11 protein-coding genes and 1 tRNA gene are annotated in these 14166 nt (G+C 64.8%); 8 read left to right on the forward strand and 4 right to left on the reverse strand.

Going from position 1 to position 14166, the window contains the following annotated elements:
- The first annotated feature begins 21 nt into the window (after positions 1 to 21).
- A tRNA-Ser gene (locus OG225_RS35505) sits at positions 22 to 112 on the forward strand.
- Between the two features lie 395 nt (positions 113 to 507).
- On the opposite strand, the gene OG225_RS35510 is transcribed toward OG225_RS35505, so the two are convergent.
- Positions 508 to 843: a DUF6191 domain-containing protein gene (locus OG225_RS35510; RefSeq protein ID WP_405179116.1), complete on the reverse strand. Its 336-nt coding sequence runs from the start codon at positions 841 to 843 to the stop codon at positions 508 to 510.
- Between the two features lie 129 nt (positions 844 to 972).
- Between OG225_RS35510 and OG225_RS35515 the strand changes: the two genes are divergently transcribed.
- Both OG225_RS35515 and OG225_RS35520 read left to right on the forward strand, forming a co-directional pair.
- A complete protein-coding gene (locus OG225_RS35515; RefSeq protein ID WP_216911278.1) occupies positions 973 to 1188 on the forward strand; it encodes a hypothetical protein in 216 nt (71 codons plus the stop codon).
- A gap of 440 nt (positions 1189 to 1628) precedes the next feature.
- Positions 1629 to 1877: a hypothetical protein gene (locus OG225_RS35520; RefSeq protein ID WP_405179117.1), complete on the forward strand. Its 249-nt coding sequence runs from the start codon at positions 1629 to 1631 to the stop codon at positions 1875 to 1877.
- Between the two features lie 27 nt (positions 1878 to 1904).
- Here OG225_RS35520 and OG225_RS35525 read toward each other — a convergent pair whose 3' ends face one another.
- Positions 1905 to 4193 (reverse strand): MMPL family transporter, encoded by a 2289-nt coding sequence (locus OG225_RS35525; protein WP_405179118.1) that lies wholly within the window; start codon positions 4191 to 4193, stop codon positions 1905 to 1907.
- Between the two features lie 210 nt (positions 4194 to 4403).
- Positions 4404 to 6698 carry an MMPL family transporter gene (locus OG225_RS35530; protein WP_405179119.1) on the reverse strand — a complete coding sequence of 765 codons (2295 nt, stop codon included), beginning with the start codon at positions 6696 to 6698 and terminating at the stop codon, positions 4404 to 4406.
- 252 nt (positions 6699 to 6950) lie between these two features.
- Here OG225_RS35530 and OG225_RS35535 point away from each other — a divergent pair, with 252 nt between their 5' ends.
- The 5 genes from OG225_RS35535 to tgt all read left to right on the forward strand — a co-directional run bounded on the left by OG225_RS35535 (position 6951) and on the right by tgt (position 13124).
- Complete coding sequence (locus OG225_RS35535; RefSeq protein ID WP_405179120.1) at positions 6951 to 7493, forward strand: TetR/AcrR family transcriptional regulator; 543 nt, start codon at positions 6951 to 6953, stop codon at positions 7491 to 7493.
- Between the two features lie 98 nt (positions 7494 to 7591).
- Positions 7592 to 8059, forward strand: coding sequence for an RrF2 family transcriptional regulator (locus tag OG225_RS35540; RefSeq protein ID WP_405179121.1), 468 nt, complete (start codon positions 7592 to 7594; stop codon positions 8057 to 8059).
- 89 nt (positions 8060 to 8148) lie between these two features.
- Positions 8149 to 9882 (forward strand): ABC transporter ATP-binding protein, encoded by a 1734-nt coding sequence (locus OG225_RS35545; protein ID WP_405179122.1) that lies wholly within the window; start codon positions 8149 to 8151, stop codon positions 9880 to 9882.
- Entirely contained in the window at positions 9879 to 11795 is a 1917-nt protein-coding gene (locus tag OG225_RS35550; RefSeq protein WP_405179123.1) for an ABC transporter ATP-binding protein, read from the forward strand. The genes OG225_RS35545 and OG225_RS35550 overlap by 4 nt, the downstream gene beginning before the upstream one ends.
- Before the next feature lie 81 nt (positions 11796 to 11876).
- On the forward strand, positions 11877 to 13124 hold the full coding sequence (tgt, locus tag OG225_RS35555) for a tRNA guanosine(34) transglycosylase Tgt (RefSeq protein WP_405179124.1): 1248 nt from the start codon (positions 11877 to 11879) through the stop codon (positions 13122 to 13124).
- Positions 13125 to 13412: 288 nt separating this feature from the next.
- Here the strand turns inward: tgt and OG225_RS35560 are convergent, their stop codons facing one another.
- Positions 13413 to 14165: a queuosine precursor transporter gene (locus tag OG225_RS35560; protein ID WP_405179125.1), complete on the reverse strand. Its 753-nt coding sequence runs from the start codon at positions 14163 to 14165 to the stop codon at positions 13413 to 13415.
- Position 14166 lies beyond the last annotated feature (1 nt).

A 14166-nucleotide genomic window follows, 5' to 3' on the forward strand; every position in this document is an offset into this window, starting at 1 on the left:
CCTTCCGGTATTGTTCTCGGCGGTGGCGTGTCCGAGCGGCCTAAGGAGCACGCCTCGAAAGCGTGTGAGGGGTAACCCCCCTCCGAGGGTTCAAATCCCTCCGCCACCGCCAGAGCCCCACACCTGTTTCGGCAGGTGGGGGGCTTTTTTATTTATTGCGATCATGCGGTGGGCAGGCTCTCGTTGCCGCGGAATCGAATGGTGAATCCGGTTGTACAGCAGTTGCTTACGCTCGCAGCGGTGGTCCTCGGCGCGGGTTCGACCTTCGCCGCGACGACGTTCACCGAACGGGCGAAGTGGCGACGTAGTCAAGGCACGCGGTGGGACGACAGACGGCTGGCCGCCTACAGCGAGTTCGCGAATGCCTTGAAGCAGTACGTGCAGCTGTCGTATCGGCTGGCGGCGGCCCGTGGCTATCCCGCGACGGCCGTGGTTGCCGCCCGGCGTCACCGATGCTGCCGTTCCGGACGACACCGCAGGTGCCGCGTAACCCGCTGCTCGCTCGGGCTACATGGGTGGTGCGGCCGGATCGACTCGGCTCTGCCGCATCATGTGCGAGGCGTCGGCAGAGGTCGGCTCCAGGGTGACGATGCTGCGGGTGAGATCCACCGTGACCGGAGGTGGGGCCGCCCGGGTGTGATCGTCGCGGAGCATCGAAATGGATTCGCGGTGGTCGAGTTCCATGCGTTTGGTCGGGTAGAACAGCGCGGTGAATTCGTCGGTGAAGGTGGCGGCGATGGGGGTGTGGCGTCGGCGTCGCTTGCGCGTGAGGGTCTCGAAGACGGCCACCGCTACCAGCAGCAGCACCCAGCCGGGGATCATCCACGCCAGCAGTCCTGTCACCCCCGCTGAACGAACGAAACGAATGCGATGTTCCCGCGGATGTTTTGTCCGGAACGGGGTATGCGCGGGAGTAAGGAGCGCGGACAGGTGTGACGTTCGAGGCGTCACCGACGGAGCCGCGTTGGAACAATGCGTGACAGTTATTCGAGAATCGGTGGACTGATTGTCCTTGTCTGGTTGCTCATCGGCGTCATCGCCGCGGCGCAGCGCGATTACTTCGACAGTGGGCCGGTGAACTGCGCAGGTTTCGGCACCATCGTGGTGACCACCATCGCCGGGCCCCTGAACTACATGGGGGTGAATCCGAAGGTCGATGACTGTAACGTGCCGCAGCCGAGTCCGTAGTGGATCGGAGAACGGGCCGGGTGCGCGAGCATCCGGCCCGTTCTCGTGTCCGGGGAAACGTGCAGGCTGGGACGGCGCGGGTGTCGTTGCCGCGGAAGCGAACTGGATTTGCTGGACGGATGCACATTCCGTCGGTCGATAGGTTGCGGTGAGATCGCGATGTGTTTGCGAACCGGATGATCTTATATACCGATCGCGCTCCGAAAAGTGCCGGGAGCCGATTCGGGCCGGACAATTTGAGTTACCGCGCAGCGTAGAGCGATGTTTCACAAGAAACATTGCATATGCCCCCGAGCATGAAAAAGATGCCACGAAATTACCAGAACCCACCGAAAATATTGCTGTAGCGGTGAAGGGGTGCTTCGTGGGGCATGAAAGCAGATAGCGGAGGGTTGTACGAGTTTCCGGCCCTTACGCGAGTGCGGAAGGATGCGATGACTATGCGCGAGCGTGCGACCTACGGCCGACCGTCCCACGAGTTCGGCATGCGAGTCGGGAGCCTCCTGGTCCTGATCTGGTTGGCCATCGGCATGATCGCCGCCGGCCAGCGGAACTACTTCGTCATCGGCCCGATCAACTGCGCGGGTTTCGGCACCATCGCGCTCACGGCCGCCGCGGGTCCACTCAACTACGTGGGCCTGAATCCGAAACTCTCCGAATGCGGCGATCTGCCGCAACCCAGCGACTAGAACTTTGCGTCCGTCGTCCGGCCGCGATCAGGCCGACGTGGATTCGGTGACCGTCGAATCGGTCCGCAGGGCGTGCAGTTTCGCGCCCTCCACGTCGATGTCGGGAACGATCCGGTCCAGCCATCGCGGCATCCACCACGACCACGTGCCCATCAGCGCGAGCAGCGAGGGGATCAGCACCATCCGGACGAGGAAGGCGTCCAGCAGCACGCCGGCCGCCAGGGCGAAACCCATCTGCTTGGCGGTGGCGTCGGTTTCGAGGATGAAGGAACCGAAGACCGAGATCATGATGATCGCGGCCGAGGTGACGACCCTCGCCCCGTGGTGGTAGCCGGAGATCATGGCCTGCCTCGGCGGTTTGCCGTGCACGTATTCCTCGCGCATGCGGGTCACCAGGAATACCTGGTAGTCCATGGCGAGTCCGAACACCAAGCCGATCAACATGATCGGCAGGAAGCTGACGATCGCGTGTTCGTCCTCGATCAGCCCGAGCGCGCCGTCCTGGAAGATGAGCACGGTCGCGCCGAAGGTGGCCGCCATGGACAGCAGGAAGCCCAGCGCCGCCGTCAGTGGCACCAGGATGGACCGGAATACGAGGATCAGCAGGACGAACGCCGCGCCCGCGACGATCGCCAGGTAGGGGACGATCTTGCTGAGCAGCACGTGGTCGATGTCGGCGTAGATGGCGGTGGTGCCGGTGATGCCGTAGGTCATGCCGTACCGGTCACGCAGTCGATTCTCGGCGTCGCGGGCGTCGCGCACCAGATCCTTGGTCTCCTGGTTGTTGGGCCCGGCCATCGGCACTCCGTCGAGTAGCGCGCCCTGCCCGTTCTGACTCGTCGTCGGTTGCGTCACGTATTCCATGCCCGAATAGGACGCGAGGGTATCGCGCAGTGCCGCAAGCGCTTCCGGTCTGGCTTCCGGCGCGACATCGCTCAGATCCACCGCGATCTGGAGGACGCCGTTGCTGCCCTCGCCGAAACCCTCGGTGCGTAATTCGTAGGCCTTACGCACCGTGGAGGTCTTGGGCATGCTGTCCTCGCCCGGCAGACCGAGGTTGAGATTCACCGCGGGCGCGGCGAGCAGGCCGAGTACCACGATGCTCAGCACCAGCGTCAGCACCGGGAACCGGCCGATGAACCGCGCGACCCGCATACCGTTGGTGACCTGGTCGTCGTCCTCGGGATCGTGCTTGGCGACGATCGGCAGTTTCGGTGTGAACAGGAACCGGCCGAACGCGCCGAGCAGCGCGGGCATCAGGGTGATCGCGGTGAGGACGGCGAACGCGGCGGCGACCGCGCCGCCCAAACCCATGAACGTCAGGAACCGCACGCCGACCACGGCCAGACCGACCAGCGCGATGATGACGGTCAGACCGGCGAACACCACCGCGGAACCGGCGGTGCCGAGCGCGGTGCCCGCCGCCTCTTCCGGTAGTTCCCGCACCGCGAGTTCGTGTTTGTAGCGCGAGACGATGAACAGCGCGTAGTCGATCGAGAGCGCGATGCCGATCATGGTGGCGAGGAAGGTGGTGAAACTCGGGATCGAGAGGAACGAGGTGCCGAGGAAGATCAGCGAGGTCGCCGCGCTGAGGCCGACGAGCGCGGTGACGATCGGGACGAACGCGGCGACGATCGCGCCGAACGCCACGATCATCACGACCAGCGCGACCGCCATGCCGATCATCTCCGACTGTCCGCTCGGCCCCTCCTGAGCCATCGCGATGGTGCCGCTCATCTCCACGGTGAGCCCGGCGTCGCGGGTGGGCGTGGCGACGTCGTAGGCGGCGTGACGATCCTCGGCGGTGATATCGCTGAAGTTCGCGATGGTGAACGGCACGCTGAAATAGGCGACGGTCTGCGGTTCGGTCTTGTTGAGCACGTTCAGCGGTGCGCCGCCGCACGTGCTCGGATCGGGATTCGGGACCAGGCAGCCCATCTCCTCGGTCGCGGTGATCGGGTCGATGATCGGCGTGCTGTGATCGACGATGCCGAGTTGATCGATCTGCCCGATCAGCGCGGCCACCGCGGCCCGGTTGGCCGGGTCGGTGAGTTGCTCGCCCTCGGGTGCGCCGACGACGTAAGTGCCGGTGACCGCGTCGAATTCGAATGCCTCGGACATGCCGGGGAAATGTTCGTCGAGGATTTCGGTCGCCCGTTCGGAGGGCAGGTTCGGCAGGCTGAAGTCATCGGTCATCGGTTGTTTCAGCTGGGTGCCGAGCACGCCGAGGACGACGAAGAGCACCGCCCAGATCGGCAGCACGATCCACTTGTGCCGGAAGGCGAACCTTCCCCACCAATACAGATAGACGGACACAGCGTTCTCCTCGCGATGGTCGGGGGTCGATCCGGATCACGAATTTCTCCGCCGACCGCCGTGCATCGGCGAAGCACCGAGCTGAAGAGTCGAACTACTCCCGAGTCTGCTGCGCGCCGGGCTCGAGTTCAAGATCACATGCCGATACGACTTCGGCCCCGTACCCCGGGAAGGGGTACGGGGCCGAAGGGTCGTCGACCGAGCGCGTGATCAGCTCACACGGACGGGTTCCTTGGTGATGTCCACCGTCTTCTTCTGGAGTTCGATCAGTTTCGAGCCCTCGACGTCGATCTCGGGCACGATCCGATCCAGCCACTTCGGCATCCACCACGACCACTTGCCCATGATGGTCAAGAGCGCGGGGATCAGCACCATGCGGACGAGGAAGGCGTCGAGCAGCACGCCGACAGCGAGCGCGAAACCCATCTGCTTGGCGATCGCGTCCGATTCCAGCAGGAAGGACGCGAAGACGGAGATCATGATGATCGCGGCCGACGTGACGACCCTGGCGCCGTGGTGGTAGCCGGAGACCATCGCGTCCTTCGCGGACTTGCCGTGCACGTATTCCTCGCGCATGCGGGTGACCAGGAAGACCTGGTAGTCCATCGCGAGGCCGAAGACCAGACCGATCAACATGATCGGGAGGAAGCTGATCAGCGGACGTGGATCATCGATGAGTCCGAGCGCGCCCTCCTGGAAGATGAGCACGGTCGCTCCGAAGGTGGCGGCCATGGACAGCAGGAAGCCCAGCGCCGCGGTCAGCGGTACCAGAATCGAGCGGAACACCAGGATCAGCAGGACGAACGCCGCGCCCGCGACGATCGCGAGGTAGGGCGCTATCTTGCTGAGCAGCACGTGGTCGATATCTGCCGCGATGGCGGTGCTGCCGGTGACGCCGTACGCCATGCCGTAGGTGGCCTCGAATTCGGCCTCCGCGTCCCTGGCGTCGGACACCAGATCCTTGGTGTCCTGGTTGTTCGGACCGAATTTGGGCACGCCGTCGAGCAGTGCGCCCTGCTTGTCCTCGCTCCACTGCGGCGCGGTCACGTAATCCATATTCGGATACGAGGCCAGTTTGCTCCGCAGCGCCTCGACTGCCTCTTCGCGCTTGTCCGCGGGGACACCGCTGAGGTCGGCGGCGATATTGAGCACACCGTTGCTGCCTTCGCCGAACCCCTCGGTGCGAAGTTCGTAGGCCTTGCGGATGGTGGTCGTCTTCGGCTGGCTGTCCTCACCGGGCAGACCCAGGTTCAGACCCGCGGCGGGCGCGGCGAGCGCGCCGAGTACCGCGACGCTCAGGATCAGCGCGGCCCACGGGGCCTTGCCGATCAGGCGACCCAGGCGCATGCCGTTGGTGACCTGCGTGTCGTCCTCGGGATCGTGCTGGGCGACCAGCGGCAACTTCGGCGTGAACAGGAACCGGCCGAACGCGCCGAGCAGCGCGGGCATCAGGGTGATGGCCGCGAGCACCGCGAGCGCGGCGGCGAGGGCGCCACCGAGCCCCATGAACGTCATGAACCGCACGCCGATGATGCCGAGTCCGGCGAGCGCGATGATGACGGTCAGACCGGCGAACACCACCGCGGAACCGGCGGTGCCGAGCGCGATACCCGCCGCTTCCTCCGGTGAATCCTGCACGGCGAGTTCGTGTTTGTAGCGCGAGACGATGAACAGCGCGTAGTCGATCGAGAGCGCGATACCGATCATCGAGGCCAGGAACGTCGTGAAACTGGGCACATCGGTGATCGAGGTACCGAGCATGATCAGCGACATGGCGGCGCCGAGACCGACGATCGCGGTGACGATCGGGATGAACGCGGCCACGATCGCGCCGAAGGCGATGATCATGACGATCAGCGCGACGCCCATGCCGATCATCTCGGCCTTGCCGGTCGGACCCTCGTTGGTCTGGGCGATCGAGCCGCTCATCTCGACGGTGAGTCCGGCGTTGCGCGCGTCGGCGGCGACGTCGTAGGCGGCCTCACGCTGCTCGTCGGTGATATCGGTGAAGGTGGGGATGGTGAACGGCACGCTCATGAAGGCCACGGACGCCGGTTCGGTCTTGTTGAGCACGTTGAGCGGTGCGCCACTGCACTGCGACGGATCCGGATTGGTCAGACAGCCCATCTTGTCGGCGGTCTCGACCGGGTTGGTCAGCGGTTTCGCGTGATCCACGATATCGAGCTGACCGAGTTTGGCGATGAACGCATCGAGCGCCGCACGGTTCGCCGGGTCGGTCAGTTTCTGGCCCTCGGGCGCGGCGATCACATACGTGCCGGTGACGGCATCGAACTTGAACGCTTCCGAGGCGCCGGGGAAGTGTTTGTCGAGAATCTCGTTGGCGCGCTCCGACGGAAGGGCGGGCATACTGAAGTCGTTCGTCATCGGCTTGCTGAGCTGCGAGCCCAGGCCACCGATCAGAACGAACAGCACAAGCCAGACCGGTAGCACTATCCATTTCCGGCGGAAAGCGAGCTTTCCCCATCTATAGAGGTATACGGACACGAGTGAACTCCTAGCGGTGACTGGGACGTGCTGGATCGTGGCGCGTAGACAGCACTCGCGGGGCCTTGGTCGTCCCCGCTTCCAATGTGACGCTTCCTGCCTACCGTGCGGTAGGTAGACTACCCATCGGCTAAGCGGAGATACAACCTCGATTTCAGTGGGGCCGTTGGCTGCCCGCAGTAGTGGTGAGAGGATCATCGGATGGTCGTCCGTGCAGTATCGGAAAGCATCGTCGCTGGTAGAAGTACCAAAGTGGCGATTCGCGATGCCGCGGTGAAGCTTTTCGGCAGTAAAGGTTTCGAGCAGACCAGCCTTCGCGAGGTCGCAGATGCGGTAGGAATCACAAAGGCTTCGCTCTATTACCACTACCCGTCGAAACTTGACCTACTCCTCTCGATCATCGATCCGATCATCGACCACATGCGGGATGTGGTGGAGGACATAGACGCGGTACCGCACGATGCCGAGGGGATTCGCGCGGTCCTTCGCACCTACCTGCGCGGGATGATCCGCAATCGCGACGCCGGGGCGCTGTGTATTCGCGACACCGTGGCGATCTTCAACGCGATGGCCGACCGGTATCCGGATCTGATGAACGCCAACCGGATACTGCGCACCTGGCTGGCCGGACCGGCCGCGACTCCCGAGATGCAATTGCGGGCCTGTGCCGCGCTCGAGGTACTCGGGGTGGCGCTGACGTCGAAGGAATTCGTACCCGCCGCGGACGACGCCACCGTCGGCGCCACCCTGCTCGACGCGGCGACCTCGGTGTTGACCGGCGTCGGATCTGGGTAGCGTCCGCATGCCCGCAGCTGGGACGGTTCGGCGTAGATTCGAGCGGATCGTCCGGCCGGACCGTTTTCGACGACCGCTCAGCGTCCAGGAGTAATCCCGTGCACATCACCGCGAAGATCGACTACGCGGTGCGAACCCTGCTCGAAATCGCCCGTGCGGCACAGCGCAGCGGCAATGTGGCGCTCAAGGCCGACGCCATCGCGTCCGCGCAGCGGATCCCGCCCAAGGTGCTCGAAACGATTCTCGGTGAACTGCGCAGGGCCGAACTGGTGATCAGCAGGCGCGGTCCGGACGGCGGCTACTGGCTGGCCAGGCCCGCCGCGCAGATCTCGATCGCCGATGTCATCCGGGCGATCGAAGGTCCGCTGGCCTCGGTGCGCGGACAGCGGCCCGAGGATGTCGAATACGGGGGAGCGGCGCGGCCGTTGCAGCGGGTGTGGATCGCGCTGCGCGTCAATATCCGCTCGGTGCTTGAGAACGTCTCGATCGCGGAGATCGCCCTCGACGAACTGCCCGCGTTCGTCGACGCGCTCACCGAGGACTCGGGTGCCTGGGCGCGACGGTGAGCGGTGGTGAATCCTCCGAAATCGGACATCGACGCTGGTCAGGAAAGTTCGAGACGTATTTCACCCACACCCGGTAGCCTGCCTTCATCATGTTGATCAGCGTGCTTCGTACATATCTGAATCCCTATCGCGCTCAGCTGGCCGGGGTCGTGGTCCTGCAACTGGTCTCGGTGATCGCGATGCTTTTCCTGCCGAGCCTCAACGCCGATCTCATCGACGGCGGCGTCACCAAAGGTGATATCGGCTACATCTGGACGACCGGCCTCTGGATGCTCGCGGTCAGCGCGGTGCAGATCGTGGCGTCGGCGTTCTCGGTGTACCTGGGTGCGCAGGCCGCGATGGGCGCGGGCCGCGACCTGCGCGGCGCCCTGCTGCACCGAGTCGGCACCTTCTCCGCCCGCGAGGTCGGAATGTTCGGCGCACCGTCGCTGATCACCCGCAATACCAACGATATTCAGCAGGTTCAGCTGCTGATCGTCATGTCGGCCACGATTCTGGTGATGGCGCCGATCATGTGCGTCGGCGGTATCTTCATGGCGCTTCGCGAGGATTTCGATCTGTCGTGGCTGCTGCTGATAGCCGTTCCCGCGCTCGGACTCTCGATGGGTTTCATCGTCGCCAGGATGGTGCCGGGCTTCCGCGAGATGCAGTTCCGCATCGACGAGGTGAACCGGGTGCTGCGCGAGCAGATCACCGGTATCAGGGTGGTTCGCGCCTTCGTCAGGGAACGGCAGGAGACCTGGCGCTTCGGGGTGGCCAACAGCGATCTCACCGAGACATCGCTGCGGGTGGGCCGGTTGATGGCGCTGATGTTCCCCACGGTCATGCTGATCAGCAATGTGACGGCGGTCGGGGTGATCTGGTTCGGCGGTCACCTGATCGATGACGGCACCATGCAGATCGGTTCGCTCACCGCGATGCTGTCCTACATCATGCAGATCCTGATGGCCGTCATGATGGCCTCGTTCCTGGCCATGATGGCCCCGCGCGCGGCGGTTTCGGCCGACCGGCTCGGCGAGGTGCTGGAGACGGAGACCTCGGTGGTGCCGCCGTCGAAGCCGCAACCGTTCGCGGCCGATCCCGGCTCGATCGAATTCGCCGCCGCCGAATTCAGTTTCCCCGGCGCGGAGAAACCGGTGCTGACGGGCATCTCGTTCCGGGTGGAGCCGGGTAGGACCACCGCGATCGTCGGATCGACGGGTGCGGGCAAGACCACGCTGCTCAATCTGATTCCGCGACTCGTCGACGTCACCGACGGCTCGGTGATCATCGGCGGCACCGACGTGCGGCAGGCGGATCTCGAACTGCTGCGCAACCAGATCGGCCTCGTTCCGCAGAAGGCCTACCTGTTCTCCGGCACGGTGGCGACCAATCTGCGTTACGGCAAACCCGATGCCACCGACGACGAACTGTGGCGCGCGCTCGAGATCGCGCAGGCCGCCGATTTCGTCCGCGAGATGCCGCAGGGCCTCGACACCCCGGTCGCCCAGGGCGGCACCACCGTCTCGGGTGGACAGCGTCAGCGTCTGGCCATCGCGCGGGCGCTGGTGCGCAGGCCGCGGATCTACCTGTTCGACGACTCGTTCTCCGCGCTCGACGTGGCGACCGATGCCAGGCTGCGCGAGGCGTTGCGGCCGGAAACCGAAGACGCCTCGGTGATCATCGTGGCGCAACGAATTTCGACCATCCGCGATGCCGACCGGATCGTGGTTCTCGAGGACGGTGAGATGGCGGGCATCGGCACGCACGATCAATTGCTCCGTGACTGTCCCGAATACCGGGAGATCGTCGAATCCCAGCTGAGCGCGGAGGAGGTTCGATGAGGCCCGGTGCCGGGCCCGGTGCGCCCGAGGCCAAGCCGAAATCCTTCGGCCCCTCGCTGAAACGACTACTGCGCAGACTCGCGCCCGAGAAGCTCTACGTCGGACTGATCGTCACGCTGGTGATCGCCTCGGTGGTGCTCAATACCCTCGGCCCCTACATCCTCGGCAAGGCGACCAATATCGTCTTCGACGGCCTGGTCGGCAAACAACTCACCCCGTATACCGGGATGAGCAAGGATGAGGTGGTCGAAACGCTGCGTGCGCGCGGCGAGGGCACCCTGGCCGACATGCTCGGCGCCATGGATGTCGTTCCCGGTGTCGGAGTGGACTTCTCCGCCGTCGGACGGGTGCTGATGCTGGTGCTCGCGCTCTACATCGGCGCGGCCGTCTTCAGCTGGTTGCAGGGATATCTGCTCAATATCGTCATCAACACCACCGTCAAGCGGCTGCGCGGCGAGGTCGAGGACAAGATCCACCGGCTTCCGTTGCGCTACTTCGATTCCTCGCCGCGCGGTGACGTGCTGAGCCGGGTCACCAACGACGTCGACAATGTCTCGCAGACCTTGCAGCAGACCATGAGTCAGTTGCTGACGTCGCTGTTCTCGGTGATCGGCATCCTGATCATGATGTTCTGGATCTCGCCGCTGCTCGCCGTGATCGCCCTGCTTACGGTGCCCGCGGCGGTGGTGGTCACCGCGCAGATCGCCAAACGCTCCAAACCGCATTTCGTGAACCAGTGGAAATACACCGGCATGGTGAACGCCCAGGTCGAGGAGGCCTACACCGGGCACGAGGTGGTCACCGCGTTCGGCCGCAACCGCGAGGTCGGCGAGGAATTCGACAAGCGGAACCGGGAGCTCTACGACGCGAGTTTCAAGGCGCAGTTCATCTCCGGCCTGATCATGCCCGCGATCATGTTCCTGGGGAATATCAATTTCGTGCTGGTCGCGCTGGTCGGCGGACTGCGGGTGGCGACGGGGCATATCTCGCTCGGCGAGGTGCAGGCCTTCATCCAGTACTCCAGGCAGTTCAGTCAGCCGTTGACCCAGATCGGCGCGATGGCCAACCTGCTGCAATCCGGCGTCGCCTCGGCCGAGCGGATCTTCGAAATCCTCGACGCGGAAGAGCAGTCACCCGATCCGGCGGTGGAGAACGCGCGCCCGGTCGATCGGGGCCGGGTCGAATTCGAGGCGGTGTCGTTCCGCTACGAACCGGAGAAGCCGGTGATCGAGCGGCTGTCGCTGGTGGCCGAACCCGGTCACGTCGTCGCCATCGTCGGACCGACCGGCGCGGGTAAGACCACGCTGGTCAACCTGCTGATGCGGTTCTACGAACTCGACGCGGGCACTATCACCATCGACGATGTCGATATCACCGAGATGACCCGCGACCACCTGCGTTCCAGGATCGGCATGGTGTTGCAGGACACCTGGCTGTTCAAGGGCACCATCCGGGAGAACATCGCCTACGGCGATCCGGACGCGAGCGACGAGGACATCCTCGCCGCCGCCCGCGCCGCCTACGTCGACCGGTTCGTGCACGCGCTGCCCGACGGTTACGACACCGTCATCGATGAGGAGGGTTCCGGGGTCAGCGCCGGTGAGAAGCAGCTGATCACGATCGCCCGCGCGTTCCTCGCCAAACCGTCCATCCTGATCCTGGACGAGGCGACGAGTTCGGTCGACACCCGCACCGAACTGCTGGTACAGCACGCGACCGCGGCGCTGCGCCGCGACCGCACCAGTTTCGTCATCGCGCACCGGCTCTCGACCATCCGCGACGCCGATCTGATCGTCGTCATGGAATCCGGGCGCATCGTCGAACACGGCAACCACGAGCGTCTGCTCGCCGAACGCGGCGCGTACTACCGCCTGTACAACTCCCAGTTCGCGGCCGCGGCCTCGGAGGCCTAGAGCCGCCCGATCCGCCGAACACACCGATCGCCGCAGGTGCCACCGGCCCTGCGGCGCGGTGTGCGGGAGTGCGCTGGGAGGATGGTCGTCGTGTCTGCACCCGAATCGTTCTCCTTCACCGTCGGTACCCGGCTCGACGGGCGGCACGGGCGAACCGGCGTGATCGAAACGCCGCACGGCGCCATCGCGACGCCCGCGTTCATCCCCGTCGGCACCAAGGCGACGGTCAAGTCGGTGCTGCCGGAGACCATGAAGGAAATCGGCGCGCAGGCCCTGCTCGCGAACGCCTACCACCTCTACCTGCAACCGGGTTCCGACATCGTGGACGACGCGGGCGGGCTCGGGAAATTCATGAACTGGCCGGGGCCGACCTTCACCGACAGCGGCGGATTCCAGGTGATGTCGCTCGGGGTCGGATTCAAGAAGGTGCTCGCCATGGAGGCCGTCGACGTCCGCAGTGATGACGTGATCGCCAAGGGCAAGGAACGGCTCGCGACCGTCGACGACGACGGCGTCACCTTCCGCTCCCATCTGGACGGGTCGAAACACCGCTTCACCCCCGAGGTCTCGATGGGGATCCAGCATCAGCTCGGCGCCGACATCATGTTCGCCTTCGACGAACTGACCACGCTGCTCAATACCCGTGGCTACCAGGAGAAATCACTGCAACGCACGCACGAGTGGGCGCAGCGGTGCATCGATGAGCACGAACGGCTGACCACCGCGCGCGCCCAGCATCCGTACCAGGCGCTGTTCGCCGTGATCCAGGGCGCGCAGTACGAGGATCTGCGCCGCAAGGCCTGCCGGGAGTTGGACGCGATCCGCGGCGAAGCGGGCACATCCTTCGACGGTTTCGGCATCGGCGGCGCACTCGAGAAACACAACCTCGGCACCATCGTCGGCTGGTGCTGCGACGAACTGCCCGAGGAGAAGCCGAGGCATATGCTCGGCATCAGCGAGCCCGAGGACATCTTCGTCGCCGTGGAGAACGGCGCCGACACCTTCGACTGCGTCAACCCGTCCCGCGTCGCGCGCAACGCCGCCATCTACGTGGCACGCGGCCGGTTCAACATCAACACCGCCCGCTTCCGCCGCGATTTCACCCCCATCGATGACACCTGCGACTGCTACACCTGCGCCAACTACACCCGCGCCTACCTGCACCACCTGTTCAAAGCCAAGGAGATCCTGGCCGCGACCCTGTGCACGATCCACAACGAGCGCTTCACGATTCGCATGGTCGACCAGATCCGCGCCAGCATCGACGGCGGTTACTTCGACGCTTTCAAGACGGAGACCCTCGGCCTCTGGAACAGCGCCAAGAAGTAGCGACCCATGCATGTTGAACCCGCACGGTGCCGGAGTCCTCGCAGGATTTCGATGGACGTCGTCAGTACTGGTGCCCGCCGACCTCGAGCCGTCCTGACTCAGCCCCGGGCGAGCCCATAAGCAACCACTCACACCCACCCCACCCCCACGGCGCGAGCCTTACGAGCGCCCGTTCGCGGCCGTCTCGCGTCCGAGCGGTCGAGACAATGCGACGCAGTCGCGAGTCTCGACCGCTCGGACGCGAGACAAGAAGGGCCGCGAACCCGCGGCCCCCGGGCCGCCAAAATTTCAGCTGTAGCTGGGTTCGTGCTTCTTCAAGAAGGCGATGACCCGGTACGTGATCGGCATGACGACGATCTCGCAGAGCGTCTTCCACAGGAACCCGATGATCACGTAGTTGACGAACTGTTCCCAGGTGTCGATGCCGATGGCGGCGGCGGCGATGGAGCAGAAGATGAGGGTGTCGGCGAATTCGCCGATGACGGTGGAGCCGATCAGCCTGGCCCACAGGTATTTTTCCTTCGTCCGTTCCTTGATCAGTACCAGGGTGGCGGAATTCAGGAGTTGGCCGACGAAATATCCGGCGAGGCCAGCGACGACGAGTCGCGGCGTGGTGCCGATGACGGTGCGGAACGCTTCCTGGTTCTCGTAGAAACCGGCGGCGGGCAGGCGGATGGCGATGGCGAAACAGGCGACGGTCAGCAGCAGGGCGGCGAAGCCGTAGTAGACGGCGCGGCGGGTGGCGCGGAAGCCGTAGACCTCGCTGAGGACGTCGCCGAGGATGTAGGCGAGGGGGAAGAGGAAGAACGCGCCGTCGGTCGCGATCGGCAGGATCTGGAGCGGACCGAGCGACACCGATTTGTCGCCCAGGAACTCCACGCCTTTGGTGGCGCAGATATTGGAGATGATGAGGGTAGCGGTGAACAGTACGACGATGGGTGTGTAGTACCCCCGCGCGACCTGGGCGAATGCCGCATGGTCGGCGGGGTGTCCAGACCCCTCGTGTTCTTCGGTCTTGATCGAGTCACTCACGGGTCTCATC

Source organism: Nocardia sp. NBC_01377 (genome assembly GCF_045040005.1).
GTDB classification, from domain to species: domain Bacteria; phylum Actinomycetota; class Actinomycetes; order Mycobacteriales; family Mycobacteriaceae; genus Nocardia; species Nocardia noduli.